Origin of the sequence: Streptomyces sp. NPDC007917 (assembly GCF_042959105.1) — a bacterium.
Taxonomy (GTDB): Bacteria; Actinomycetota; Actinomycetes; order Streptomycetales; family Streptomycetaceae; genus Streptomyces.
In genome coordinates, this window is the sequence record NZ_JBIBKK010000003.1 from 104,529 (window position 1) to 128,600 (window position 24,072).

At 74.1% G+C, this 24,072-nt stretch carries 24 protein-coding genes and 1 pseudogene; 8 read left to right on the top strand and 17 right to left on the bottom strand.

Annotated elements, in window-relative coordinates; translation table 11 throughout:
* Positions 1 to 7: 7 nt before the first annotated feature.
* From ACFZDL_RS06430 to ACFZDL_RS06450, 5 genes are all read right to left on the bottom strand, one after another.
* Positions 8 to 1,690 (bottom strand): DUF885 domain-containing protein, encoded by a 1,683-nt coding sequence (locus tag ACFZDL_RS06430; RefSeq protein WP_353593159.1) that lies wholly within the window; start codon positions 1,688 to 1,690, stop codon positions 8 to 10.
* A gap of 161 nt (positions 1,691 to 1,851) precedes the next feature.
* Complete coding sequence (locus ACFZDL_RS06435) at positions 1,852 to 3,117, bottom strand: GNAT family N-acetyltransferase (protein ID WP_353593160.1); 1,266 nt, start codon at positions 3,115 to 3,117, stop codon at positions 1,852 to 1,854.
* Positions 3,118 to 3,264: 147 nt separating this feature from the next.
* Complete coding sequence (locus ACFZDL_RS06440; protein WP_353593161.1) at positions 3,265 to 3,789, bottom strand: DUF1990 domain-containing protein; 525 nt, start codon at positions 3,787 to 3,789, stop codon at positions 3,265 to 3,267.
* Positions 3,790 to 3,819: 30 nt separating this feature from the next.
* Entirely contained in the window at positions 3,820 to 5,421 is a 1,602-nt protein-coding gene (locus ACFZDL_RS06445) for an alkaline phosphatase D family protein (RefSeq protein WP_353593297.1), read from the bottom strand.
* A gap of 88 nt (positions 5,422 to 5,509) precedes the next feature.
* Complete coding sequence (locus ACFZDL_RS06450; protein ID WP_353593162.1) at positions 5,510 to 7,015, bottom strand: PLP-dependent aminotransferase family protein; 1,506 nt, start codon at positions 7,013 to 7,015, stop codon at positions 5,510 to 5,512.
* 47 nt (positions 7,016 to 7,062) lie between these two features.
* Here ACFZDL_RS06450 and ACFZDL_RS06455 point away from each other — a divergent pair.
* Positions 7,063 to 7,980, top strand: a pseudogene (locus ACFZDL_RS06455) (DMT family transporter); the annotation flags it as partial.
* A gap of 111 nt (positions 7,981 to 8,091) precedes the next feature.
* On the opposite strand, the gene ACFZDL_RS06460 reads toward ACFZDL_RS06455, so the two are convergent.
* Positions 8,092 to 8,922: an alpha/beta hydrolase gene (locus tag ACFZDL_RS06460; RefSeq protein WP_353593298.1), complete on the bottom strand. Its 831-nt coding sequence runs from the start codon at positions 8,920 to 8,922 to the stop codon at positions 8,092 to 8,094.
* 131 nt (positions 8,923 to 9,053) lie between these two features.
* On the opposite strand from ACFZDL_RS06460, the gene ACFZDL_RS06465 reads away from it, so the two are divergent.
* Positions 9,054 to 9,974, top strand: a complete 921-nt coding sequence (locus ACFZDL_RS06465; protein ID WP_353593163.1) for an RNA polymerase sigma-70 factor — start codon at positions 9,054 to 9,056, stop codon at positions 9,972 to 9,974.
* Here ACFZDL_RS06465 and ACFZDL_RS06470 read toward each other — a convergent pair.
* Positions 9,968 to 10,747, bottom strand: coding sequence for an SDR family oxidoreductase (locus tag ACFZDL_RS06470; RefSeq protein ID WP_353593164.1), 780 nt, complete (start codon positions 10,745 to 10,747; stop codon positions 9,968 to 9,970). The two genes, ACFZDL_RS06465 and ACFZDL_RS06470, sit on opposite strands and share 7 nt — an antisense overlap.
* Positions 10,748 to 10,881: 134 nt before the next feature.
* Here ACFZDL_RS06470 and ACFZDL_RS06475 point away from each other — a divergent pair, with 134 nt between their 5' ends.
* Complete coding sequence (locus ACFZDL_RS06475) at positions 10,882 to 11,634, top strand: GntR family transcriptional regulator (protein WP_353593165.1); 753 nt, start codon at positions 10,882 to 10,884, stop codon at positions 11,632 to 11,634.
* Positions 11,635 to 11,637: 3 nt separating this feature from the next.
* Here the strand turns inward: ACFZDL_RS06475 and ACFZDL_RS06480 are convergent, their stop codons facing one another.
* The 7 genes from ACFZDL_RS06480 to ACFZDL_RS06510 all read right to left on the bottom strand — a co-directional run bounded on the left by ACFZDL_RS06480 (position 11,638) and on the right by ACFZDL_RS06510 (position 18,330).
* Positions 11,638 to 13,206, bottom strand: coding sequence for a PH domain-containing protein (locus tag ACFZDL_RS06480; protein ID WP_353593166.1), 1,569 nt, complete (start codon positions 13,204 to 13,206; stop codon positions 11,638 to 11,640).
* A gap of 39 nt (positions 13,207 to 13,245) precedes the next feature.
* Positions 13,246 to 13,731 carry an SRPBCC domain-containing protein gene (locus ACFZDL_RS06485; RefSeq protein WP_353593167.1) on the bottom strand — a complete coding sequence of 162 codons (486 nt, stop codon included), beginning with the start codon at positions 13,729 to 13,731 and terminating at the stop codon, positions 13,246 to 13,248.
* Positions 13,728 to 14,102 (bottom strand): metalloregulator ArsR/SmtB family transcription factor, encoded by a 375-nt coding sequence (locus ACFZDL_RS06490; RefSeq protein ID WP_353593168.1) that lies wholly within the window; start codon positions 14,100 to 14,102, stop codon positions 13,728 to 13,730. The genes ACFZDL_RS06485 and ACFZDL_RS06490 overlap by 4 nt, the downstream gene beginning before the upstream one ends.
* A 48-nt stretch (positions 14,103 to 14,150) precedes the next feature.
* Positions 14,151 to 14,849 carry an SMI1/KNR4 family protein gene (locus tag ACFZDL_RS06495; RefSeq protein ID WP_353593169.1) on the bottom strand — a complete coding sequence of 233 codons (699 nt, stop codon included), beginning with the start codon at positions 14,847 to 14,849 and terminating at the stop codon, positions 14,151 to 14,153.
* 67 nt (positions 14,850 to 14,916) lie between these two features.
* A complete protein-coding gene (locus tag ACFZDL_RS06500) occupies positions 14,917 to 16,152 on the bottom strand; it encodes an ROK family protein (protein ID WP_353593170.1) in 1,236 nt (411 codons plus the stop codon).
* A gap of 68 nt (positions 16,153 to 16,220) precedes the next feature.
* Positions 16,221 to 16,874, bottom strand: a complete 654-nt coding sequence (locus ACFZDL_RS06505) for a response regulator transcription factor (RefSeq protein WP_353593171.1) — start codon at positions 16,872 to 16,874, stop codon at positions 16,221 to 16,223.
* Positions 16,875 to 17,016: 142 nt separating this feature from the next.
* Positions 17,017 to 18,330, bottom strand: coding sequence for a histidine kinase (locus ACFZDL_RS06510; RefSeq protein ID WP_353593172.1), 1,314 nt, complete (start codon positions 18,328 to 18,330; stop codon positions 17,017 to 17,019).
* A gap of 100 nt (positions 18,331 to 18,430) precedes the next feature.
* Here ACFZDL_RS06510 and ACFZDL_RS06515 point away from each other — a divergent pair, with 100 nt between their 5' ends.
* The 3 genes from ACFZDL_RS06515 to ACFZDL_RS06525 are packed head-to-tail and all read left to right on the top strand — an operon-like array spanning position 18,431 to position 20,567.
* Complete coding sequence (locus ACFZDL_RS06515; protein WP_353593173.1) at positions 18,431 to 19,357, top strand: ATP-binding cassette domain-containing protein; 927 nt, start codon at positions 18,431 to 18,433, stop codon at positions 19,355 to 19,357.
* A 6-nt stretch (positions 19,358 to 19,363) separates the two neighbouring features.
* Positions 19,364 to 20,086, top strand: coding sequence for an ABC transporter permease (locus tag ACFZDL_RS06520; RefSeq protein ID WP_353593174.1), 723 nt, complete (start codon positions 19,364 to 19,366; stop codon positions 20,084 to 20,086).
* Between the two features lie 40 nt (positions 20,087 to 20,126).
* Complete coding sequence (locus tag ACFZDL_RS06525) at positions 20,127 to 20,567, top strand: hypothetical protein (RefSeq protein WP_353593175.1); 441 nt, start codon at positions 20,127 to 20,129, stop codon at positions 20,565 to 20,567.
* 4 nt (positions 20,568 to 20,571) lie between these two features.
* On the opposite strand, the gene mug is transcribed toward ACFZDL_RS06525, so the two are convergent.
* From mug to ACFZDL_RS06540, 3 genes are all read right to left on the bottom strand, one after another.
* Positions 20,572 to 21,132 (bottom strand): G/U mismatch-specific DNA glycosylase, encoded by a 561-nt coding sequence (gene mug / locus ACFZDL_RS06530; protein ID WP_353593176.1) that lies wholly within the window; start codon positions 21,130 to 21,132, stop codon positions 20,572 to 20,574.
* Positions 21,133 to 21,151: 19 nt separating this feature from the next.
* Positions 21,152 to 22,585, bottom strand: coding sequence for an adenylosuccinate lyase (purB, locus tag ACFZDL_RS06535; protein ID WP_353593177.1), 1,434 nt, complete (start codon positions 22,583 to 22,585; stop codon positions 21,152 to 21,154).
* 93 nt (positions 22,586 to 22,678) lie between these two features.
* Positions 22,679 to 23,449, bottom strand: a complete 771-nt coding sequence (locus ACFZDL_RS06540) for an SGNH/GDSL hydrolase family protein (RefSeq protein ID WP_353593178.1) — start codon at positions 23,447 to 23,449, stop codon at positions 22,679 to 22,681.
* A gap of 61 nt (positions 23,450 to 23,510) precedes the next feature.
* Between ACFZDL_RS06540 and ACFZDL_RS06545 the strand changes: the two genes are divergently transcribed.
* Both ACFZDL_RS06545 and ACFZDL_RS06550 read left to right on the top strand, forming a co-directional pair.
* Positions 23,511 to 23,714 (top strand): hypothetical protein, encoded by a 204-nt coding sequence (locus ACFZDL_RS06545; protein WP_353593179.1) that lies wholly within the window; start codon positions 23,511 to 23,513, stop codon positions 23,712 to 23,714.
* Between the two features lie 134 nt (positions 23,715 to 23,848).
* Positions 23,849 to 24,070 carry a hypothetical protein gene (locus ACFZDL_RS06550; protein ID WP_014181418.1) on the top strand — a complete coding sequence of 74 codons (222 nt, stop codon included), beginning with the start codon at positions 23,849 to 23,851 and terminating at the stop codon, positions 24,068 to 24,070.
* The last annotated feature ends 2 nt before the right edge of the window (positions 24,071 to 24,072 follow it).

Genomic DNA, 24,072 nt, shown 5'->3' on the forward strand with positions numbered 1-24,072 from the left:
CACCCCGTCAGATCGCCGAGAGCTCGGCCACCAGGTCGTCCAGGCCGAGCGAGCCCTGCGAGAGCGCCGCCATGTGCCAGGACTTGGCGTCGAAGGCGTCACCGTGGGCCTTGCGGGCCGCCTCGCGCCCGGCGAGCCAGGCGCGCTCGCCCAGCTTGTAGCCGATGGCCTGGCCCGGCATGCCCAGATAGCGCACCAGCTCGCTCTCGATGAAGTCCGCCGGGCGGCCGCTGTGCCGGGCGAAGAACTCCTGTGCCAGTTCCGGCGTCCAGCGCTCCCCGGGGTGGAACGGGGAGTCGGCGGGGATCTCCAGCTCCAGGTGCATACCGATGTCGATGATCACCCGCACCGCGCGCATCATCTGCGCGTCGAGGTAGCCCAGGCGGCGCTCGGCGTCGGTGAGGAACCCCAGCTCGTCCATCAGCCGCTCCGCGTACAGCGCCCAGCCCTCCGCGTTGGCGCTGACCATGCCGACCGTGGCCTGGTAGCGGGAGAGCCGGTCGGCCACATGCGCCCACTGCGCGAGCTGCAGATGGTGGCCGGGCACGCCCTCGTGGTACCAGGTGGAGACCAGGTCGTACACCGGGAAACGGGTCTCGCCCATGGTGGGCAGCCAGGTCCGGCCGGGCCGTGAGAAGTCCACCGAGGGCTGGGTGTAGTACGGCGCCGCCGCGCTGCCCGGCGGCGCGATCATCGACTCGACCCGCTTGACCCGCTCGGCCAGGTCGAAGTGGGTGCCGTCCAGCGCCTCGATGGCCTGGTCCATGAGCCCCTGCAGCCAGGCGCGGGTCTCCTCGACGCCCTCGATGGCCTGGCCGTGCTCGTCGAGGTGGCGCAGCGCCTCCCAGGGGGTGGCGCCGGGGAGGATCTTCTCCGCCTCGGCGCGCATCTCGGCGTGCAGCCGGTGGTATTCGGACCAGCCGTAGGCGTACGCCTCGTCCAGGTCGAGGTCGGTGCCGTTCCACATGCGCGCCCACCGGCGGTAGCGCTCGCGGCCGACGACGTCCGGCGCGCCGTGCACCGCCGGGCCGTACACATCGCGCAGCCAGTCACGGAGCGCGGCCAGGGCGGCGGTGGCCTCGGCCGCCGCCTCGCCCAGCTCGGCGCGCAGCGCCTCGGGGCCGCCGGCCGCGAAGTCGGCGAACCAGCCGCCGTCGGTGCCGATCCACTCGTCGAGCTGGCCGGTGACCGTGGACACCTGGCGGGGGCCGGCCGGCAGATCCCGCCGCAGCCCCTCGGCGAGCGAGGCGCGGTACCCCTCGAGGGCGGCCGGTACGGCGCGCAGCCGCGCGGCGACCGCCGCCCAGTCGTCCTCGGTCTCGGTCGGCATCACGGTGAAGACGCCGCGCACGGCGTGCAGCGGGGAGTGGAGGTTGCTGACCGCCCGCAGGTGCTCCCGCGCGTCGTGCACGGCGAGTTCGGCGGTCAGCCGCTCCCGCAGCAGGCGGGCGCAGCGCCGCTCGATGTCGCTGTCCGCACCGGGCCGCACCTCGGCCTCGCCGAGCCGGTCCAGGGTGGTGCGGGCGAGGTCCGCCAGCGCCTCCTGCCCCGCGGGCGAGAAGTCCGGCAGGCGCCGGGCGCTTTCGGGCACGCCCAGGTAGGTGCCGGTGATCGGATCGAGTTCGATGAGGGCGTCGACGTAGGCGTCGGCCACCTGGCGGGGCAGGGATGCGTCATTGGTGTCGGACATGCGGTCATCCTCATACGGCGGGCGGGGTCGCGTCACGGGCATTTGGATGTTACGTACCTGACCGAGATCATGTCGTGCCCGGGACATGTCGTGCTCAGATCGTTCCTGCCCGAATACTGCTGTATCCCGATGCCGCCGTGCCCCGAGGCCGCCGCGGCCGACTACGCGCCCGAGGAGATCACCGCGGGCGAGAGCCGGGCGGTGATGACGAGCGTGCCCTCCTCGATCTGGTAGTCAAGCGGCAGCTCCAGCGCGCGCATCGCCGCGACCATGCCGGTGTTGGCCGACTGGGTGACGGCGTAGACGCATCCGCACCCCGTCTTGGCGGCGATCGCGACCAGCCTGCGCAGCAGCTCTCCGCCGATGCCCCGCCGCTGCCACTCGTCCTCGACGAGGAGTGCGATCTCCGTCTCGTCCCCGTCCCACAGCAGATGGCCGAGGGCCACCAGCCGCCCGGAGGCGGTGTGCGCGGCGAGGGTGCGGCCGAAGCGCGGGCTCAGCAGGTGGCCGAGGTAGCGGTCGGCATCGCCGACCGGGCCGTGGTAGCGCAGGGCGAGCGTTTCGGCCGAGCACCGCTGGTGCATCGCGCGCGCCGCGTCCAGGTCGCGGGTGTCGGCGCGGCGCACGGTGATCTCGTTGCCCTCGGGCAGCGTCAGCACATCGTGGCGGGGCGGAACGCGCGGGCCCAGCCGGGCGTCCAGCTCGACCAGCGCGCGGGCGCGCGCGAACTCGGTGGGGGTGAAGGGCAGATACGGGCGCTCGATGGTGATGGCGCCGCCGGACGGGTCCCGCAGCCGCATCACGGTCTCCTCCAGCACGCCCTCGACCGGCGGCACCGCCTCCAGCGGGCGGCCGCTCAGGGACTTGGCGGGCAGTGACCGGATGGTGCAGCGGCCGAGCAGTTGGCGCAGCGCGAGGGGGAGTTCGGCGGCGTCCAGGGCGGTGCGGGTGGCCAGGGAGAGTATCCGGGTCGGGGCGTCCACCAGGTCGTGGGCGTCGGCCCGCTCCATCCAGGTGTCCCGGCCGCCGCCGGCCGTGACGGCGTGGGTCAGCTCGGCGGGCGGCAGGTCGGCGGGGGCGCGCAGCAGGAACTCGTCCACGGTGCCGTCCGCCAGCGGGTGGGTCTGCAGCGCCAGGATGTCGACCTCGTGGCGGGCGAGCGCGACGCACAGCGCCGCGAGGGTGCCCGGCTCGTCCCGTACGGTCGTCCGCATCCGCCACAAGGTGGTGTCGGCGCTCCGGGCGCTGTTCGTGCCGCCAGCGCCGCCCGTGCCGTCCGTCTTGGGTGCGCCGTCCGTGCTGTTCGTGTCGTCCGTGACGGGCCCGTCGCCGTGGCGCCGTGACCACCGGGCGGCCAGCTCCACCAGATCGCGCCGCCAGCCGTGGGGGCGTCGCCGGGTGTGGTCGTGAGGGGTCGCGTGGGTCATGCACACACCCTGGCGCAGGGGTGTTGCGCGGTCACAAACGCATTGTGACCGATGGGTTAAGAGGCTATTTGCGACACGAAACCGTTTTTGTCTGGTATGGCACGGTTGCAGGGCGGAACCCGTCGGAACCGGTCGGGCTTCAGCTTCTCATGCCACGGCCAGCCGCCGCAGCACCGCCCCGCAGCGCCGCGCGTACGCCCGCTGGAAGAGCGGCACCAGCGGCCCGGCCGCCCGCGCGTACCAGACCGCCGGGCGGCTGAAGGCCGTCACCGTGAGCACCACGGCCCCGCCCCGCTCCAGGCTGACGACGAACGACTCCTCGCCACGCTCCGGGTGCCCGGGCAGCGTCCCGTACGCGAAGCCGGTCCGCGTCTCCTCCGCCACCGTCCACACCACCTGGCACGGCGCGCGCAGCCGCAGCCGCCCCAGCCCGAGACCGATCACCACGGGCAGGCCCGCCACGGCGGCCGGCTCCCAGCAGCGCACCGTCAGCCCCATCGCCCGGTGCATGCGCCACTCCATCACGGCCCGGCCCGCGGCCCCGAACACCTCGGGACCGCGGCCCACCGGGATACGCGCCCGGAGGTGGTGGTAGCCGGCGGGCAGTGGCCACTGCCGCGTGGCGCCCGTCTCCGGGTAGGTCAGACGGGATACGGGGCCGGTGGGGCACATGCCCGTACGGTACGAGCCCGGCCCCGCGCGTCACTGGCCGACGCGCCCGGGCTGCAGCACCTTGGTGAACAGCACCGCGCCGCCCAGCTCGCGCAGCCGCACCGTCAGCTCGCCGCTGTGCCCGTCGATGTCCACCTCGCCGAAGAACTGGAAGCCCTCGGCAGGCGAGACGTTCGCCCTGGTCGGCGCCTTGACGAAGGGCTGCTCCGGCCCGAAGGTGCCGTCCAGCTTCACCGCCGGGAACGAGCCCGCGTTCAGCGGCCCGGAGACGAACTCCCAGAACGGGGCGAAGTCCTTGAAGGCCGCCCGCGACGGATCGTAGTGCTGGGCGCTGGTGTAGTGGACGTCCGCCGTCAGCCACACCGTGCCGGTGATCTTCCGGTGCTTGATGTGCCGCAGCAGCTCCGCGATCTGCAGCTCACGGCCCAGCGGCGCCCCCGGGTCGCCCTGCGAGACGGCCTCGAAGTCGGTCGCCCCGTCCGGGACCACAAGCCCCAGCGGCATGTCACAGGCGATCACCTTCCACACCGCGCGCGACGCCGACAGCTCCCGCTTGAGCCAGGCCAGCTGCTCGGCGCCGAGGATGCCCTGCGCGTCCTCGGGCTGCCGGCCCGGGGAGTTGGCGTCGCGGTACGTACGGCAGTCCAGCACGAACACATCGAGCAGCGGGCCGTGCCGCAGCACGCGGTACACCCGGCCCTCGCCGTCCGGCCGCAGCGTGGAGATCGGGAAGTACTCGCTGAAGGCCTGCCGCGAGCGCGCCGCCAGCACGTTCACGTTCTTCTCGGTGTAGCGGGCGTCGGTGAGGATCTCGCCCGGGTACCAGTTGTTCAGCACCTCGTGGTCGTCCCACTGGATGATGGTGGGCACCTGGGCGTTGAAGCGGCGCAGATTGGCGTCGAGGAGGTTGTAGCGGAAGTTGCCCCGGTACTCGGCCAGCGTCTCGGCGACCTTGGACTTCTCCTCCGTGGTGATGTTCCGCCAGGTGCGGCCGTCGGGCAGCGTCACGCTCTGCGTCATCGGGCCGTCGGCGTAGATGTTGTCACCGCTGCACAGGAAGAAGTCCGGGTCCAGCCGGCGCATCTCCTCGAAGATCCGGTAGCCGCCGAGGTCCGGGTTGATGCCCCAGCCCTGGCCCGCCAGATCGCCCGACCACACGAACCGCACCCCCTGGCGGCGGGCCGGCGCGGTGCGGAACGTCCCGTACACCGGCTCGCCGGCGCGGCGCGGGTCGTCCGGGTCGGTGAGCAGCACCCGGTAGTGCACCTGGGTGCCCGGCGGCAGCCCGTGCAGCGCGGTGGTGCCGGTGAAGTCGCTGCCGGCGCCCAGCACCGGGCCCCGCCAGCGCCGCGCCTTGGCGAACGACTCGGTCGCGGACGTCTCGACGACCATCCGGGCCGGCCGGTCCGAGCGCACCCACACCAGGCCCGAGGACGTCGTGACGTCGCCCACCTGGACGCCCCACTGGGCGCTCGGCCGCCCGGACAGCGCCTGCGCGGGCGCGGCCGACGCCCACGTCGGCGACGATGCCAGCGCCGGGAGCGCCAGCCCTGCGGACGCGGCCGCCGACCCCCGCAGTACCTGCCGCCGCCCGAGCCCTCTGTTGTCGGAACTGTCCGATCCCCGCGCCATGCCGAACCTCCTGTTGCTCATGGAACCGCTGTGCGGTCCCGTTGCTATCGGTGCCAGATGCCTCGCATTCGAACGGACAGTGAACAACTCACCGCGGGGCCCCGGGAAGGCCTGGAACCCCGGGAAGGCCTGGGGCCGCGGCTTCGGCGATCAGCGCCACGGTCTGTGCGATCCGGGCGGGGGACAGATGGGCGTAGCCCATCACCAGACGCACCTGCCCGTCGTCGCGGTCAGGCGCGGGCGCGGGTCCGGGCGCGGGTCCGGACCGATGCGCGTAGTCGTCGAGCGGGCGCAGCGCCACCCCCGCCCGCGCCGCGCGCTCCAGGAAGCGCGCCTGAGGCCCGTACCGGCGCGGCAGCCGCGCGATGACATGCAGCCCGGCGGCGATGCCGGTCACCTCCGACCCCGGGAAGTGCTCGGCCAGCGCCGCGACCAGCGCGTCGCGCCGCTCCCGGTAGGCGCGCTGACACCGCCGCAACTGCCGGTCGTAGTCCCCGCGTTCGATGAACTCGGCCATCAGCGCCTGATCGAGCGCCGGATTGCCGAGGTCCATGGTCCGCTTGCGCTCCACGACCAGGTCCACCAGCTGTTCGGGGATCACCAGCCAGCCCAGCCGCAGCCCCGGGGCGAGCGACTTGCTGACCGAGCCGGCATAGGCGACCCGGGCCGGGTCGAGGCCCTGCAGCGCGCCGACCGGCGCCCGGTCGTAGCGGAAGTCGCCGTCGTAGTCGTCCTCCACCAGCAGCCCCTCGGCGGCGCGCGCCCACTCCAGCAACTCCAGCCGGCGGCGCGCCGAATACGCGATGCCCGAGGGGAACTGGTGGCAGGGGGTGAGCTGGGCGGCCCGCGCGCCCGACGCGGCCAGCGCGGCGGGGGACAGCCCCTCGGCGTCCAGCGGCACGGGGACGGCCGTCAGGCCCGCCGCAGAGAGCAGCGCGGTGTGCTCCGGGCTGCCGGGGTCCTCCACCGCCATGGCCCGGTGCCCGAGCCCGGCCAGCGTGAAGCCCAGCAGCGTCATGGCCTGCGCGACGCCCGAGCAGATCACCACGCACTCCGGGTCCGCCACCACCCCGCGGCGGCGGGTGAGCAGCCCCGCCACGGCCGCCCGCAGCTCCGGCAGCCCGCGCGGATCCGGATACCCGAGCCCCTTGTGCGCGAGCCGCGCCAGCACCCGGCGATGCGCCGCCGACCACGCGGCGCGCGGGAACAGCGCCAGATCGGGGGTCCCGGGCAGAAACCCGGCCTCGGGCGCACCGTCGACGACGGCCCGCTCGTGCCCCCGCGCCACCGCGGCCCGTGCCGCTGCCCCGCTCACCCAGGTGCCCGAGCCCCGGCTGCTGGTGAGATACCCCTCCGCCGTCAACTGCTCGTACGTGTCGGTCACAAGCCCACGGGAGACCCCCAGGTCGGCCGCCAACTCCCGGCTGGACGGCAATCGCGTCCCGGCGGCGATCCGCCCCGAGCGCACCGCCTCGCGCAGCGCGGACTGCAGCATCCGGCCGCGCCGACGGGGCGGCGCGGCCGCGGTGGGGAGCAGCAACTCCCAGGCGGCGGTCCAGGAAGTGGTCCGGGAAGTGGTCCGGGAATCAGCCATCGGATTGGACCTTAATGGGTACCGATCGGCTGCCTAGCGTCGGCGCCATGGAACGAAGTGATCTCCCGGAGGACACGGACCAGGTCGGCCCTGGCGCCGTAGCCGACTCTCCTGAGGCCGCCCCCGAGCCCCGCGCGGGGCGGGGCGCCGGTGGTACGGGGGCGGACCACCGACTGGTCGGGGTGCTGCTCGCGGCCGTGGCGTGCTGCCTGGTCGGTGCCTCGTTCACCGCCAACAGCGTGCTCGGCGACTACCCGCACGCGGGTGGCCAGGCGCTGCGCTATGGCCTCGCCTGTGTGCTGCTCGTGCCGCTCGCCGGGCGTGGCGGGCGTGGCGGGCGGGCGCTGACGGGGCCGTTGCGGGCGTTGAGCGGGCGGCAGTGGGGGCGGCTGGCGGCGCTGGCGGCCGTGGGCATGGTCGGGTTCAATCTGGCCGTGCTGGCGGCGGAGGGCAGTGCGGAGCCCGCGGTGCCGGGGGTGTTCGTGGGCTGCGCGCCCGTGGTCGTCGCCGTGATCGCGCCCGCGCTGGACGGGCGGCGCCCGGCCCCGGTGGTGGTCGCCGGGGCGCTGGCGGTGGCCGCGGGCGCGTTCACCGTGCAGGGGTGGGGGCGTACGGACACGGCCGGGCTGCTGTGGTCGGCGGGGGCGCTCGCGGGGGAGGTGGGGTTCGCCGTACTGGCCGTCCCCGTCCTGCGGCCCCTCGGCCCCCGGCTGCTGTCCGCCGTGGCGTGCGGCCTCGCCGCCGTGGAGTCGGCGCTGCTCGGCCTGGTGCTCGACGGCGGGGGATGGCTGAGGGCGCCGGACGGCGGGGAGACGGCGGCGCTGCTGTGGCAGGCGGCCGTGGTCACCGTCGTCGGCTTCGTGTGCTGGTACGTCGGCGTCCAGCGGATCGGCGCCGAGCGGGCCACCCTGTTCTCCGGTCTGATCCCGGTCTCCGCCGCCGCGACCGCGCCGCTCGTCGGCACGGGCGGCTACGGCCCGGCACAGGCGGCGGGCAGCCTCCTGGTCGCCGTGGGCGTGGCCCTGGGCTCCGGCGCGGTGGGCAGTGGCTCGGATCGCCTCCGGGGCGCGAGCCGGTCAGCTGCTGCCGTCCAGGATGACGCGGGCGACGAGGGCCGGGTCGTCGTTCATGGGGACGTGGCCGCAGCCGGGGAGGCGGACCAGCCGGGCGGCGGGGATCGCGCGCTTGGCCCGGACGCCCTGACGGGGCAGCAGCACCCGGTCGCGGGTGCCCCAGCCGATGGTGACCGGCACGTCGGGGACGTCGTCCGCGAACATGGCGCCGCGCCCGGAGGCGAGGGTGGCCTCGAAGCCGGTCGCCTCGCGCATGGCCCGCGCCTCGGCGACCACCGCCTCGGCTGAACGCCGCCCGGGCCGGGCGTAGATGGTGCCGGTCAGCACCGCCCGCCCGGCCGCCGTCCGTGCCAGCCGGCCGACCAGCGGCAGCGGTATGGCCCGGGCGGCGCCCCGCATGGCCGTCAGCACCCCGGAGGCGTAGCGGCGTTCGCCCTCGCTCCAGAACCGCGCCGGGCTGAGCGCGGTGACCGACCGTACGAGCTTCCGGCGGCCGAGTTCGAGGGCGAGCAGCCCGCCGAGGGAGTTCCCGGCGACGTCCGGACGGTCGAGGCCGAGCGCGTCGAACAGCGCCGCGAGCACGGGCACCATGTCCTCCAGCCCGTATCCGACGCCGTCCGGCAGCGCGGCGGACTCCCCGAAGCCGGGCAGGTCCACGGCCGTCACCTCGCGTTCGACGGCGAGGATGTCCAGCACCGGCTCCCAGGCCTGCCAGTGGTGTCCGACGCCGTGCAGCAGCACCAGGGGCCGACCGGTGCCGCGCCGCTCGTAGACGACGTGCGCGGGCTGCGGCCCGGTGGGCGTGTCGATGGGGAAGGCGATGGTGGCGGCCATGGGGGCGGCTCCCGTTCCGGACGACAGGTGACGTGGTGGCGCGGTGGCGTTACGAGACAGCATGTCAGCAAGGATTACCCCTGGGTAGACCCGACGCGGACGCCGCCTCGGCAGGGTGGGATGATGGCCTGGTGGCCACTTCTGACACCGCGGCCGGCGCCGCGACGGACGTCTTCGAAGAGCACCGCTCCCTGCTGACCGGAGTGGCCTACCGGATGCTGGGCCGGGTGACGGACGCGGAGGACGTCGTCCAGGAGGCGTGGCTGCGCTGGTCAGGCGCCGACCGCGAGGCGGTGCGCGAACCCCGCGGCTACCTCGTACGGATCACCACCCGGCTCGCCATCGACCGGCTGCGGCAGGCGCAGGCCCGCCACGAGTCGTACGTCGGCCCGTGGCTGCCCGAGCCGCTCGTCACCGACTTCGGCCACACCGTCCCGGACACCGCCGAGCGGGCGGTGCTCGTCGAATCCGTCTCGCTGGCCGTGCTGGTGGTCCTGGAGTCGCTTTCACCGCTGGAGCGCGCGGTGTTCGTGCTGCGCGAGGCCTTCGGCTTTCCGTACGGGGAGATCGCCGCCGCCCTGGACCGTACGGAGGGGGCGGTGCGGCAGCTGGCCGGGCGGGCGCGGCGCCATGTGGAGGAGCGCAAGCCGCGGTTCGAGGTGGATCCGGGGCAGCGCCGCGATCTGACCGAGCGTTTCCTGGCCGCCGCGCAGGGCGGCGACCTCGAGGGGCTGCTCTCCCTGCTGGCGCCCGATGTCCGCCTCGTCGGCGACACCGACGGCAAGGCCAAGGCGCCGCTGCGGATCATGGAGACGGCGGACAAGATCGGCCGCTTCCTGGTGGCGGTGGGCCAGCAGACCATCCTGGAGCCGGAGTTGGTCTTCACCGAGCTCAACGGCGGCCCCGCGATGGTCCTGTTCTCGGCCGGCCGCCCCGACGCGGCCCTCTCCCTCGATGTCGCCGACGGCCGGATCCAGACCGTCTACGTCATGCGCAACCCCGCCAAGCTGGCGCACCTGGCGGAGCTGCGGCCCGGCGGCGCGGCTCAGTGAACGGACAGTCCGCCGTCGACGAAGAGCGCCTGCCCGGTGACATAGGCCGAGGCGCGGCCGGCGAGGAACACCGCCGCGCCCGCGAAGTCCTCGGCCAGGCCGTTGCGCCCGACCAGCGTGCGCTCGGCCAGCGCCGCCACCTGCTCGGGGTCGGAGGACAGCCGCCTGTTCAGCGGTGTCATCACGAACCCCGGCACGAGTGTGTTGCAGGTCACGCCGTACGGAGACCACGCCTCGGCCTGTGACCGGGCCAGCGACTCCAGTGCCCCCTTCGAGACGCCGTACGCCCCGCTCTGCACAAACGCCCGGTGCGCCTGCTGGGAGGTGATGTGGATGATCCGCCCGAAGCCCCGTTCGGCCATCTTCGGGCCGAACCGCTGCCCCAGCAGATAGGGGGCCTCCAGGTTCACCGCCATCGTGGCGTCCCACACCTCCTCGCCGAGCTCGCTCATCGGGGGCCGCAGATTGATCCCGGCGCTGTTGACGAGGATGTCGGGCTCCCCGAAGGCCGCCGCCGCCTCCTCGGCCGCCGCGCGCACTCCGTCGCGCGTGCCCAGATCGGCGCTCACCCGGGCCGCACGGCACCCCTGACCGGTCAGTTCCTCGACCGTGGCGGCCAGCTCCGCCTCCCTGCGCGCCACCACGACGACGCTCGCGCCCGCGCGCGCCAGCGCCCCGGCGATGGCCCGGCCGATGCCTGAGCTGCCGCCGGTCACCACGGCGACCCGGCCGTCCAGCGAGAACAGCTCGGAGAGATAGGAGTGTGAGGTCATGGCGCCATCCTAGGCGGCCCGTTGATTGGTCTTGACCAAGTCAGGGCGCCGCCTTATCGTCGCACTAGATACTGCAACAACCTTTAATAAAGAAACACGCATATCAAGCGCGCAGATCTGTTGCGGAGGACAGGGTGGGGACCACGCAGCTCGACACGGTGCCGGAGCCCAAGTACTGGCACCTCAAGACCGTGCTCAGCGAAGCGCTGGACTCGGAGTTCGCGGTCGGTGAGATCCTGCCCAACGAGCGTGAGCTCGCGGCCCGCTTCGGCGTGGCCCGCGCCACTCTCCGGCAGGCCCTCGAGCAGCTCGAGCTGGAGGGCAGGCTGCAGCGCCGCCGGGGCGTCGGCACCACCGTCGCCCCGCCCCGGATGGGCGTCGCGGTCGGCGAGCGGGCCCACAGCTGGGAAGACGCCGACGACGCTGCCGACGCGGACTGGCAGCCCGTCGACAGCACGGAGGCGGAGCCGCCCGCCGCCATCGCCCGGCTCCTCGACCTGCCGCCCGGCGCCCTGGTGCACACCGTGCGCCGCACCCGTGTCAGCCACGGCCAGCCGATCGCCGCCGAGCTCCTCTACGTCCCCTCCGGCTCCGTCCCCGGCCTCACCGCCATCGACACCCCGCCGGGCGCCCCCCGCGCCCGCGCGGTCCTGCGCGAACTGCGCCGCGTCGCGCTCGAGGGCCGTGAGCAGTCCGTCGAGCTGGGCTCCGCCCGCGCCGACGACGCCAGGCAACTGGACCGCCTGCCCGGCGCCCCCGTCCTCCTGGTCACCACCCGCTACACCGCGGCCGGCCACACGGTCGCCGTGGCCGTCGCCACCTACCGCGCCGACACCTGCCGCCTCACCTTCGGCGACGGCGCGGACATGGAGCTCCTGGCGGGCTGACCGCTACACGGCCTTCGCCGGGCCCAGCTCGCGGATGATGCGGGCCAGGTCGTCCGGGGCGGCCGCGAGGCGCACCGGCGCGCCCGCGTCGTCGAGTTCGGCGATGTGCCAGCTCCTTGGGACGGTGTCGCCGTCGCTGCCCCGGGCGCGCCGTACGTTCGCGACGGTGAGCCGTTCCACCGGTATCCGTTTCGCCGCGAACCGGCCCGGTCCGGGGTGGGGCGTCACCGCGGGCGGGCCGCCCCCGAGGACGATATGGGTGCCGAAGCCGTGCGGGTTGTAGTCGGTGTGCTCCAGGAAGCGGGCGGCGAAGAACGCCTCCGTCTCCGGTTCCGCCTCCGCCTCCGCCTCTGTCCCTGTCCCTGTCCCGGCGGGGCCTTCCGTGGCGTGGACCGCTTCGGGCGTACGGATGCGGGTGGCGCGCCAGGCCCAGGTCAACAGGGTCAGCGTGACCAGCGAGCCCGCGGCCGCCCAGGTGATCGAGCCGGGAGAGGCCGGCAGGGTCGTGGGGTGGCGGTAGCACAGCGGCAGCAGCCACAGGGCGGTACCGGTGAGCGCGGCCGCGAACGGAAGGGCGGACGGGAGGACTTCGTCGTCCGGCAGCCGGCGCCCGCGCAGGCGCAGCAGCGCCTGGGCCGCGGGATAGCCCGCGGCGAGGGCGAACACGGCCGCCAGGACGGCCACTTCCCCTGCGGCGGGGATGTGCTCGCGCCACACATGGCCCTCCCCGGCGACCTTCCTCACCTGACCGCGCCAGACGGTCAGCTCGACTCTGTCACCGGCCTCGAAGTCCCCGGCGGCCTCGCTCGAGACCTCCAGCCGCTCCATGGGCCGACCGCCGCTGAAGTACAGCCAACTGGGCTGCTTGGGCCGGTTGGCCTCGGTCCGCGCGATCACGGCCGGCAGCGTCGTCAGGCACGTGTCGCGCTCCGTGGCGGGCGTCCCGGCGGCGCACGGGGTGGCCGACCGCCACGCCCGCTCGTCCGACACCATGCCCGGCACGAACCACGCGGCCACGGCCGCGCCCGCCACCAGCAGCGCGCACAGGCTCAGCGACCCGGCCCAGCCGCGCCCGGCGGTGCGGTACGAGACGACGGGGATGTGGCTCGACTCCGGGTCCCCGTGGCGGCGGTGCAGCGCGCGGAGCGCTTCCCACCGCGCGTCGAAGTCCGGGTCGTGGGGCGACCAGCTCCGCGGCAGGGGCAGCGGCCGCTTGTGGCCGTCGCGCAGCACCAGGATGACGCGACGGGTCTCCTGGACCCGGGGGGTGTTCGCGTACTTCAGGCGTACGCGCAGATCGGCGACGTCACGCCACGGCACGCTCCGGCGGCGCAGCAGCGTCCGCGTGTGCAGGCCGTACGCGTCGGCGCCCACCCGGGCGACGGCAGCGCGCAGTGAGACGCTGCCCAGCAGCGCGAGAAGCAGCCCGACGCCCAGCCACAGGTCCAAGGGCCCGGCCCGGAACACCAGGCGCACCACGGCCAGGCCGGCCCCTGCGGCCCCGAGTGCGACGAAGAACCACAAGGCCCCCTTCCGGGGGAAACGGCAGGTCACTTCCCACGCGTCGGTCATGCGCCAATCCTGCCACCGGCCCGGCCGCCCGGTACCGGGTCAGTCGGTGAGCAGGGCGTCCATCTGGCCGACCGCCTGCTGCAGACCCTCGGCCATGCCCATGTCCAGCATGCGCTCCATCTGGTCCCGGGAGTCGTAGGCCGAGCGCAGCTCCATCCGCGTGCCCCCGTCGTGTTCGGTCAGCCGCATCCGCACGGTGGTGGTCGGCATCTCGGCGCTCGGCGTCCCGTCCGCATCGGCGAAGCCGTCGGTGAACTCCAGGGCGGTCGGCGGGTTGACCGAGGTGATGCGCCACCAGCCGCGGTGCTTGTCGCCCTCAGGGCCGGTCATGAAGTAGGTGACTTCTCCGCCCGGGGTCAGGTCGTGCTGCTCCATGGTCGCCGGGTAGGTCGGCGGTCCCCACCAGCGCTCCAGCTGCCGCGGGTCGGCCCACAGCTGCCACACCCGGTCGACCGGCGCGGTGAAGTCGGCGATCAGGGTGAGGGTCAGGTTGTCGAAGTCCTTGTCCAGGCTGGTGACGCTCATGTGTTTCGTCCTTCCGTCGGGTTGTTCGCTCGGGGGTCGGAGTCCTCCGCCAGCAGGCCGGCCATCCGGTTCACTCGTCCGCGCCAGGCCGTCTCGAGCTCGTCGAGCACCTGCCGCGCGCGGCCTATGGCCTCCGGGTCGGTCCGCACCAACTGCTCCCGTCCGCGGCGCTGTTTGGTGACCAGCCCGGCCCGCTCCAGTACCGCCACATGCTTCTGCACCGCGGCGAAGCTCATGGGGTAGACCTCGGCCAGCCGTGACACCGACAGCTCGTCCCGCACACAGCGGTGGAGGATGCTGCGGCGGGTGGCATCGGCCAGCGCGTGGAACAGGCGGTCCACTGTCTCGTCGGTCCATTCATCTACAACCATTTGGTTGTAGGTTAGCTCTGTGGCGCCCGCGGCGCAAGGCCGCTCGAGTCAGGTCCGGTCGGAGGTGAACTGGAGGCGTGGCGGAGGCTCGGTCGTCTCGTCCCAGGCGCGGCGCTCCGCGTACTCGAGCCAGTCCAGATACCACTCCGCGAACGACACGTGCCCCGTTTTTCCGCGCGTTTCGACCGGGGCGACGCCCTCGCCGAGGGCCCGTACGTCGTTCCACATGGTGCCGCTGAGGGGGCCGGTGACCACGAGGAGCGAGTAGTACGCGCAGCCCTGAGAGCTGATGCACAGCGTGCCCTCGGTCACGGCGTCGAGCAGTTCGTCGTGGCGGGCGTCCCAGGCGGCGTAGACGGCGGCGAAGGTGTCGTCGTCCGGGTGGTCGGCCCTCCGGGGCTCCGCGTCCATGTGCTCGTCGAGCTCGGCCGAGAGCTCGGGGCGGAAGGGCAGCGCGCAGTGGCCGGTGGCGGGCGGGGTGCCCTGGCCGGGCGGTCTCATCGGGAACAGCCCGTAGTCGGGGCCCGCGCCGCCGGCGCCCACCTCCAGGAGGAACGTGCGGTACTCCGCGGGCAGTTCGGTCCCCAGCCGCCGCTCCACCGCCCCCAACTGCTCCTCGGTGAGGACGGGCAGCAGCTCGAAGTCGTGCCCGTGATCGGCGAAGTCGGCACCGAACACCGCCCACCACCGCGGCGCCTTCCGCAGCGCGAGCACACGCTCCCGCACCCCCGCCCAGGTCCCGCCCATCGCTCCTCCTCGGGAAATCGCTCCTCCTCGGGAATCCGACACCGCCACCACCGTACGCGGATGAGAGTCAGCGCCCCGCGCGGCGGGCGGTGACCGTGGACTCCACGGCGAACAGCTCCTCTTCCACATGGTCGAGGGCCAGCCGGAGCGCGCCGGTCATCACGGCAGCCTCCCCCAGGAGGGACTGGGCGACCTGGGGCGGGCGCAGGCAGTAGCGGGCGAGTTCTTCGCGCAGGGGGTCGAGGATGCCGTCGAGGCCGGAGGCCCAGCCGCCGACCACGACGACCTCGGGGTCCAGGGCCAGCACCAGGGCCGCCACGTCGTGCACCAGACGGCGGATGAAGCGGTCGACGGCCGCGCGGGCGCGGGTGTCCCCGGCGCGCGCGAGGTCGAAGACACGGGCGACCTGGCCCTCGTCGAGGGGGATGAGCGGTTCGCCCGTCGTGGAGAGGACTTCCTCCGGGCTGGCCTCGCGGCCCAGCAGATGGAGGGCGCCGATCTCGCCCGCGGCGCCGCCGAAGCCGCGGTGGAGCCGGCCGCCGATCAGCGAGCCGGCGCCGGGGCTCAGCCCCGCCACGACGTAGACGACGTCGTCGGAGCCGACGGCCGCGCCCTTCCAGTGTTCGGCCACGGCGGCGGTGTTGGCGTCGTTCTCGACGAGCACCGGGCAGCGGAAGGAGCGCCGCAGCCGCTCCCCGAGGCGCAGTCCGGTCCAGCCGGGGAGTGCCGTGCACAGGCGGACGGTGCCGTCGGCCTCCACGACGCCCGGGCTGCCGACACCCACCGCCCGCAGCGAGTAGCGCGCCACACCGGCCCGGCGCAGCAGGTCGGCGACGGCGGTACGGACCCGGTCCAGGCGCTCGTCGGCCGACGCCTTCTCGGACACCTCCCGCACCGTGGAGCCGAGCGGGCGGCCGTCGAGGTCCGTCAGCAGGGCCGCGACGCGGTGGGCGCCTATCTCGACGCCGAGCAGATGGCCGGCCTCGGCCCGGAAGCGGAAGCGCCGGGCGGGGCGCCCCTGGCGGCGGACCCCGCCCTCCTCCGCGGGCATCTCCACCACCAGGCCGTCGGCGGTCAGCCCCTCGACCACACCCTCGACGGTGGGGCGGGACAGGCCGGTCACCCGGGTGAGGTCGGTGAGGGTGGCGCAGCCCGGCGGGCGGTCGTCGGCGCCGTCGGGGTCGGTGCCCTCGCCGGGGTCCTGGGCGTCGGCGGAGACGGTCGCCGCGCGCAGCGCGTGCAGGACGACGGCGGAGTTGATGCGCCGCAGCAGGGACGGATCCCCGCCGGTGAGCCGCCCCACGTGGGCCTCCTCTCCTGTGTGTGTCTGCCGGATGGTAGCCGCCCGACGAGGGCGCGGGGAGAGCCCCGTCAGCCGGGCACCACGAACCCCGACTCGTACGCCGCGATCACCGCCTGTGTGCGGTCCCGCGCGCCCAGTTTCGCGAGCACCGCGCTGACGTGCGTCTTGACCGTCTCGGAGCCGATCACCAGATGGCCGGCGATCTCGGCGTTCGACAGACCGCGGGTCATCAGCCGCAGCACCTCGGCCTCGCGTTCGGTGAGCGCCGCCCGCTCCATCGCCTCGCGGGCGCGCTCGTTGCCGCCGCGGGCCGCGGCGAAGGACCGCACGGCCGCCGGGAACAGCAGCGACTCGCCCTCCGCCGCCAGCCGCACCGCGTGCACGATCTCGGCGGGGCGGGCGCGCTTGAGCAGGAAGCCGTCCGCGCCGGCGCGCAGCGCCTCGTAGACGTACTCGTCGTTCTCGAAGGTCGTCACGACCAGGATCCGGGGCGGGCCGGGGACCGCCCGCAGCACGGCGCGGGTCGCCTCGATGCCGTCGAGCAGCGGCATCCGGACGTCCATCGCGACCACGTCCGGCCGCAGTCGCCGCACCAGCGGCACCACCGAGGCGCCGTCGGCGGCCTCGCCGATGACCCGGATGTCCGGCTGGGACTCCAGGATCGCGCGCAACCCGGCGCGCACCAGCTCCTCGTCGTCCACGAGGAGGACGCTGATCGGCACACGATCACCTTAGACGTCCGGCAGCAGGGCCCGCGGCGTCGCGTGCCGAGGGGCGGCGCCCGGCCGCCCCCCGCTCGTCGCACGAGCGGGGGCCGGCGGAGCCGCTGTGCTCTCCTCGCGGGGCACGCCCATGCGTCTCCCCTCAGGCCGGCGTGTGCGCGTGGTCGCGGTGCGGCGGCAGGGTCACGCTCAGCCGCCATTCGCCCTCGTACGGGCCCGCCTCCGCCGCGCCGCCCAGCAGCGCCGCCCGCTCACGGATACCGCGCAGGCCGGTGCCGCGGCCCTCGCCGGCGGACATCCCGTCCGGGCGGCCGGGGCTCGGCAGGGGGTTGCGCACGTCCAGCCGCAGCGCCCCGGTGTCCGCGGCGACGTCGACCCGTACGGCCACCGGCACCGGGCCCGCGTGCCGCAGCACATTCGTCAGCGCCTCCTGCAGGATGCGATAGCCCTCGCGGGACACCGGTCCTGGCAGCTCCTCCAGCGGGCCGGTCACCTCCGCGTCGAGCGTCGAGCCCGCCGCCCGCGCCGACTCCAGCAGGCGCTCGGCCTCGGTGAGGCCGGGACGGTCGGCCGGGCCCCGCGCGGCGTCCTCGCGCAGCAGCCGCAACACCCGCTCCAGGTCCTCCAGCGCATGCCGCCCGGTCTCCTCGATCGCGGCCAGGGCGCGGTCCGTGAACTCCGTCGAGCCTGCCGCCCGCGCCGCGCCCGCCTGCACCACGGCGACCGTGAGCGCGTGTCCGATGGAGTCGTGCAACTCGCGGGCGAGCCGGTTGTGTTCCAAAAGCCGCTCCGTACGCTCCTCCAGCGCGGCCAGCCGCTCGGCGGCCGACGGGCCGAGCAGCCGGGTCGCGGCCGCCGTCATCAGGCTCCCGCCGGCCACGACCAGGGCCATCAGGGCGGCCAGGGGGAGCGGGGCGAGCAGCGCGTACCACCAGTGGTGGCCGCTGATCCGTACGCCCATGACCACCGTGGGCGTGCCCTGCGACGCGGCGGCGATCAGCGCCCCCGTCAGAGCGGGCAGCTGGAGGCTCAGCAGCGCCGTCAGACAGCCCGCCTCCAGCCGCAGGACCAGCCACAGCGCGGTGCGCACCCGGTCGCCCCGGGACGCGGACGGCGCGGCCGCGATCCGCGGGGCGAGGTGGCCCTGCTGGTGGCGCGCATGCTCCCCGGGGGTGAGCAGCAGGCGCGCCTGCAACCCCTCCGCCAGCCGGGTGGCCGGCACCATCGCGACGGCGGCCAGCGGCAGCACCGGCACCACCGGCAGCCACAGCAGATCGGCGGGGCGGAGGCCGAAGAGCCCGGGGTAGACCAGACCGCACACCGCCGCCACCACGGCCCCCATCAGCAGATGCAGCCAGCGGGTGTAGGTGACCGCGCGGCTCAGCGGGGCGAGGACGGTCCGTACGGCGCGCGGGAGCCGGGCGGTGAGGGCGGGCGATGTCGACACGTCGACCATCGTGCCCTGCGCCCCACAGCCGCGCCCTCCCCCGCGCGGGGGAGCCGGAACCCACGCGCGGGGGAGGCCCGGGCGCCCCCGGCACGGGACCGTGGAGACCATGATCACCGGGACGTCGATCGACGTACATCAACTGACCAAGAACTACGGGGCGGTGCGCGCCGCCGACGGGTTGACCTTCCGGGTGGAGCCCGGCCGGGTCACCGGCTTCCTCGGCCCCAACGGCGCCGGCAAGTCCACCACCATGCGGATCGTGCTGGGCCTTGACCGGCCGGACTCCGGCACCGCGACCGTCGGCGGCCGCCCGTACCGCGCGTACGACGAGCCGCTGCGCCGTGTCGGCGCGCTGCTGGACGCGGGCGCCGCCCATGGCGCCCGCACCGCCCGGGACCACCTGCTGTGCCTGGCGCTCAGCAACCGCGTCCCGGCGAGCCGGGTCGACGCCGTGCTGGAGGAGTCGGGGCTGGCCTCGGCCGCGAGGCGGCGCGTCCGGACGTTCTCGCTCGGCATGCGTCAGCGGCTGGGCATCGCGGCGGCGCTGCTCGGCGACCCGCCGGTGCTGATGCTGGACGAACCGGCCAACGGGCTCGACCCCGAGGGGATCATCTGGATCCGTACGCTCATGAAGCGGCTGGCCGCGGAGGGCCGCACCGTCCTGGTCTCCAGCCATCTCATGGCCGAGACCGCGCTGACCGCCGATCACCTCGTCGTGCTCGGCCGGGGCAAGCTGCTCGCCGACACCTCCATGGAGGCGTTCATCCAGGAGCACAGCCGGCCGCGGGTACGGGTGCGTACCGCCGAGCCGGAGCGGCTGCGCTCGGAGTTGACCCGCGCAGGGCTGGCCGCGGAGCCGGACGGGCCGGACCACTGGGCGGTCGACGGGGCCACGCCGGAGGAGGTCGGCAGGCTCGCCGCCCGCCACGGCATCCCCCTCCTCGAACTGGCCGACGACAAGGCGTCCTTGGAACAGGCGTATCTGCGGCTCACCGCCGACGAGGCGGACTACACGGCGAAGCAGGAGGTTTGAGGGTAAATGTCAGTCAAAGCGGTGCTGCACTCCGAGTGGATGAAGATCCGCACCCTGCGATCCCTCTTGACCGCCCTCCTCGGCGCTCTGGTGGCCACCACCGGCATCTCGGCGGTGGCGAGCGCCACCCATGACGGCAAGGAGAGCGGCTTCGACCCGCTCTTCCACTCCTTCTTCGGCCTGCCCTTCGGACAGATCGCCGCCGTCAGTTTCGGCGTGCTCGCGGTGGGACACGAATACGCCGGCGGAGGCATCCGCGTCTGGCTGGCGGCCGTCCCCCGGCGCGGTCTGTACTACGGGTGCAAGCTGACCGTCGTGGGCCTGTGCGCCCTGGCCGTCGGCCTGGTCACCGGATTCGCGTCGCTGCTCGTCGGCCAGGCGCTGCTCGACGGCGAGGGCGTGGGCCCGGGCGCCCCGGGGGCGCTGCGCGCGGCGGTCGGCTGCGGCGCCTATCTCGCCCTGCTGACGGTGCTGGCCTCGGGCGTCGCCGCCGTACTGCGCAGCTCGGTGGGCGCCCTGGCGCTGGTCGTCCCCGTCGTCTCCTTCCTCTCGCCGGTGTTCGGCGCCACGTCCGCCACCAGGTTCCTCCCCGACCAGGCCGGTCAGCAGGTGCTGCACACCGCGCCCGAAGGCCCGCTGGGCGCGTGGACGGGGCTCGGGGTGCTGGCGCTGTACACGGCGGTCGCGGTGTGCTGCGGACGGCTGGCGCTCGAGCGCCGGGACACCTGACGGGCGGCCAGTTGTCGGACCCGGAATGTTTACTGAGAGCATGACCAGCACGGCGGACCATCTGGCGACCATCGACCTGCTGCGCGTCCGGGACTTCCCCGACCGGCGGGGCGTCGCCGGGGGCGTGGCGAGCGGCCCCGGCTTCCATGTCGCCGACCTCCGGGTCAGCGAGGACTTCTGGGACGAGGATCTGGAGCGACTGATCGAGGTCGAGGAGGAGTTCGAGGCGGAGCTGCGGGTGCTGGTCCAGGTGCTGTCCTTACGCTGGGGCGAGCCCGAAGTCCTCGACCTGGCCGACCATTTGGAGCGTGACGCCATGGGCGAGCCGGTGCCGGAGCCGCTGCGGTCGCTGTGCGGCTATGTGGGGCGGGTGTACGGCTGGCGGACCGACGGGCGCTGGATAGGGCTCGGGATAGGGCAGGGGGACCGCGAGCTGCCCCTGCAACTGGTCGCGGCGATAGGAGAGGGAAGCGTGCGCTGAGTTGTCAGCCGTCGCCGTCGCTGTCGCCGTCGGCGTACGCGGCGGCGCGCAGCCGGCCGAACTCCTCCGCCATCGTGGCCAGGGTCCAGTGGGCGTTGAGCCCGCTGGGGTTGGGCAGGGCCCAGATCCGGGTGGTGCCGATGGTCCGCTCCTGCGGGCCTATTTCGGCCCGCTTGTCGCCGAAGGCGACCCGGTACGCGGTCACCCCGGCGACGGCGAGCCACCGCGGGCGCAGCCGGGTGACCTTCTCCGCCAGGATCCGGCCTCCCTCGCGGTACTCCTCGTCGCTCAGCTCGTCGGCCCGCGCGCTGGCGCGGGCGACGACATTGGTGATCCCCAGGCCGTAGGAGAGCAGCTCGTGCTGCTCGGACGGGTGGAGCCGGCGCGGGGTGAAGCCGGAGGCGTGCAGGACGGGCCAGAACCTGTTGCCCGGCCGGGCGAAGTGGTGGCCCGTCGCGGCGGTCATCAGCCCGGGGTTGATGCCGCAGAACAGCACGCGGAGGCCGTCCGCGACCACGTCGGGCACGAGGCGGTCGCGGGCGGCCTCCAGTTCCGCGGGTGTCATCGAGGGGTGCCCGCCGGGATCAGAGGATCGACCCGGGCGTGTACGCCGCGGCCTCCGGATGGCGCTTCACGATCTCCTCGATCCGGGCGACCACCGCCGCGACCTGGTCGGCGGCGGCGCCCGTGAAGGACAGCTTGTCGGCCATCAGCGCGTCCAGCTGACCGCGGTCCAGCGGGATCCGCTCATCGGCGGCGAGCTTGTCGAGCAGTTCGTTGCGCTCGGCGCCCTGCTCGCGCATCGCGAGCGCCGACGCGACCGCGTTCTCCTTGATGGCCTCGTGCGCCACCTCGCGGCCCACCCCGGCCCGCACCGCCCCCATCAGCACCTTCGTCGTCGCGAGGAAGGGGAGGTAGCGGTCGAGTTCACGGGCGACGACGGCGGGGAAGGCGCCGAACTCGTCGAGCACCGTCAGGAAGGTCTCCAGCAGCCCGTCGAAGGCGAAGAAGGCGTCCGGCAGCGCGACGCGGCGCACCACCGAGCAGGACACGTCGCCCTCGTTCCACTGGTCGCCCGCCAGCTCGCCGGTCATCGAGGCATAGCCGCGCAGGATCACCGCGAGGCCGTTGACGCGCTCGCACGAGCGGGTGTTCATCTTGTGCGGCATGGCCGAGGAGCCGACCTGCCCGGGCTTGAAGCCCTCGGTCACCAGCTCGTGCCCGGCCATCAGCCGGATCGTCTTGGCGAGCGAGGAGGGGGCCGCGGCCAGCTGCACCAGCGCGGTGACCACCTCGAAGTCCAGCGAGCGCGGGTAGACCTGTCCGACGGAGGTGAAGACCTGTCCGAAGCCCAGGTGCCCGGCGATCCGCCGCTCCAGATCGGCCAGCTTGGCCGAGTCGCCGCCCAGCAGGTCCAGCATGTCCTGCGCGGTGCCGACCGGGCCCTTGATGCCGCGCAGCGGGTAGCGGCCCAGCAGCTCCTCCAGCCGCCCGTAGGCCACCAGCAGCTCGTCGGCCGCGGTCGCGAAGCGCTTGCCGAGGGTCGTCGCCTGCGCCGCCACATTGTGCGAGCGCCCGGCCATGACCAGCTCGGCGTGTTCGGCGGCCAGCTTCCCCAGCCGGGCCAGCGTGGCCACCGTACGGCCTTGGACCAGCTCCAGGGAGAGCCGGATCTGCAGCTGCTCCACGTTCTCGGTCAGATCGCGCGAGGTCATGCCCTTGTGGACGTGCTCATGCCCGGCGAGCGCGTTGAACTCCTCGATCCGCGCCTTCACATCGTGCCGGGTGACCTTCTCGCGCTCGGCGATCGAAGCCAGGTCGACGGTCTCCAGGACCCGCTCGTAGTCGGCGAGGGCGGCGTCCGGCACCTCGATCCCGAGGTCCTTCTGGGCCCGCAGCACGGCGAGCCACAGCCGCCGCTCCAGCGTCACCTTGTACTCGGGGGACCACAGGACGGCCAGCTCCGCCGAGGCGTAGCGGCCGGCCAGGACGTTCGGGATGCGCGGCTTACCAGTCACGGGCAGACAGTCTACTGGGCGTATACGCAGGCCAGCGCGGTGGCCGTGGTCACGTCCGTACGGCGGCGGGCCCAGCGCCCGTACGGCGGCGAATCAGCCCTCGTACGGCAGCAGCTCGGGCCGCTTGGGCGGACGCCCGTCGCCCGAGGAGCGGCCCGTCAGCCGCCGGCCGATCCACGGCCCCAGGTGCTCGCGGGCGAAGCGCGCGTCCGAGGCGCGCCGGGCGACCCAGCCGGGCCGTACGGCGGGCGGCAGCGGTGCGTTCCAGTCGGCCTCCGGCTCGTGCCCCAGCGCCTGCCAGACCGCCTCGGCCACCCGCCGGTGCCCCTCGGAGTTCGGGTGCAGCCGGTCGTCCGCCCACATCCGGGGGTCGCCGAGCACTTCGGAGGTGAAGAGGTCCACGACGATCGCGCCGTGCCGCGCCGCCAGTTCGTCGATGAAGGAGAACAGCCGCTCCATCCGTGGCAGGAACCGCACCAGCACCGGCCCGCGCCGCCCCGGGCTGCGCATCAGCACCAGCTGTTTGCAGCTGGGCGCCAGCCGCTCCACGGCCTCCTCCAGCAGCCCGCAGACCCGCTCCACGTCGCACTTGGGCCGCAGCACGTCGTTCAGCCCGCCGACCAGCGTCACCAGGTCCGCGCCCATCGCCGCCGCCGCGTCCGTCTGTTCGTCGACGATCTGCCGGATCAGCTTGCCGCGCACGGCCAGGTTGGCGTAGCGGAAGCCGGGGGCGCGGGCCGCGAGGCGCGCCGCGAGCAGATCGGCCCAACCCCGGTAGGAGCCGTCCGGCAGTCCGTCGGACATGCCCTCGGTGAAGGAGTCGCCGACGGCGACGAAGCTGGTGTAGGTGGTCTTCATCTGCATGGCGCGGGCGATCCTATCCCGTGGGCTGCGCCCGGCGGCGGCCGCGCGCATGATGAGCCCCATGGGGATGACCAACATCTACTTCGAGGGCGGGGCGCGCAACGGCACGACCGCCAGCTGGAACCTGGAGCCGGGCGCCGACATCTACGACGACAACATCTTCCGGCCGCCCGAGCTCTACCGGCGGACCACCAGGACGAAGGTCATCGGGCGGATCGAGTACACGATTTTCCGCTACGACCCGTCCGCCACCCGGCCCACCTAAGGCGCGCGTGAACCTCCGCTCGCGCGCGTTCCGCGCGCCCGGCGGATCCCTCGGTTGGCCCGTGCCGGGTTCCGGACGGGGCGCATCGGGGCAGTCTGGTCGGCGTGGATGCCTTTGAATGCGACCGTACGACCATGGCCATCGTGGCCGCCGCGCTCGCCGACGACGGAGAGGGGGCCGTCGCCCTGCTGGACCCGCTGGAGCGGCGGGACGTGTGCCGGGTGGCCGTCCGGCTGGCCGCGATGGCCGCCGACGCGCTGCTGGCCGTGGCGGAGGAAGGGGGCGGGGGCAAGGCCGAGGCGCTGGCCCACTGGCAGGCGTGCATCATCGCGCACGAGTCGCGTCGGGACGAGTGAGG

Excerpts from the sequence above, each read along its gene's own strand:
- ACFZDL_RS06450 (WP_353593162.1), bottom strand. The coding sequence starts at position 7,015 with ATGGCTGATTCCCGGACCACTTCCCGGACCACTTCCTGGACCGCCGCC.
- mug (WP_353593176.1), bottom strand. The coding sequence starts at position 21,132 with ATGACACCCGCGGAACTGGAGGCCGCCCGCGACCGCCTCGTGCCCGAC.
- ACFZDL_RS06470 (WP_353593164.1), bottom strand. The coding sequence starts at position 10,747 with ATGACCTCACACTCCTATCTCTCCGAGCTGTTCTCGCTGGACGGCCGG.
- ACFZDL_RS06485 (WP_353593167.1), bottom strand. The coding sequence starts at position 13,731 with ATGAGCGTCACCAGCCTGGACAAGGACTTCGACAACCTGACCCTCACC.
- ACFZDL_RS06440 (WP_353593161.1), bottom strand. The coding sequence starts at position 3,789 with ATGTGCCCCACCGGCCCCGTATCCCGTCTGACCTACCCGGAGACGGGC.
- ACFZDL_RS06515 (WP_353593173.1), top strand. The coding sequence starts at position 18,431 with ATGATCACCGGGACGTCGATCGACGTACATCAACTGACCAAGAACTAC.
- ACFZDL_RS06430 (WP_353593159.1), bottom strand. The coding sequence starts at position 1,690 with ATGTCCGACACCAATGACGCATCCCTGCCCCGCCAGGTGGCCGACGCC.
- ACFZDL_RS06460 (WP_353593298.1), bottom strand. The coding sequence starts at position 8,922 with ATGGCCGCCACCATCGCCTTCCCCATCGACACGCCCACCGGGCCGCAG.
- ACFZDL_RS06510 (WP_353593172.1), bottom strand. The coding sequence starts at position 18,330 with ATGGTCGACGTGTCGACATCGCCCGCCCTCACCGCCCGGCTCCCGCGC.
- ACFZDL_RS06520 (WP_353593174.1), top strand. The coding sequence starts at position 19,364 with ATGTCAGTCAAAGCGGTGCTGCACTCCGAGTGGATGAAGATCCGCACC.
- ACFZDL_RS06480 (WP_353593166.1), bottom strand. The coding sequence starts at position 13,206 with ATGACCGACGCGTGGGAAGTGACCTGCCGTTTCCCCCGGAAGGGGGCC.
- ACFZDL_RS06540 (WP_353593178.1), bottom strand. The coding sequence starts at position 23,449 with ATGCAGATGAAGACCACCTACACCAGCTTCGTCGCCGTCGGCGACTCC.
- ACFZDL_RS06495 (WP_353593169.1), bottom strand. The coding sequence starts at position 14,849 with ATGGGCGGGACCTGGGCGGGGGTGCGGGAGCGTGTGCTCGCGCTGCGG.
- ACFZDL_RS06545 (WP_353593179.1), top strand. The coding sequence starts at position 23,511 with ATGGGGATGACCAACATCTACTTCGAGGGCGGGGCGCGCAACGGCACG.
- ACFZDL_RS06525 (WP_353593175.1), top strand. The coding sequence starts at position 20,127 with ATGACCAGCACGGCGGACCATCTGGCGACCATCGACCTGCTGCGCGTC.
- ACFZDL_RS06490 (WP_353593168.1), bottom strand. The coding sequence starts at position 14,102 with ATGGTTGTAGATGAATGGACCGACGAGACAGTGGACCGCCTGTTCCAC.
- ACFZDL_RS06550 (WP_014181418.1), top strand. The coding sequence starts at position 23,849 with ATGGCCATCGTGGCCGCCGCGCTCGCCGACGACGGAGAGGGGGCCGTC.
- ACFZDL_RS06445 (WP_353593297.1), bottom strand. The coding sequence starts at position 5,421 with ATGGCGCGGGGATCGGACAGTTCCGACAACAGAGGGCTCGGGCGGCGG.
- ACFZDL_RS06435 (WP_353593160.1), bottom strand. The coding sequence starts at position 3,117 with ATGACCCACGCGACCCCTCACGACCACACCCGGCGACGCCCCCACGGC.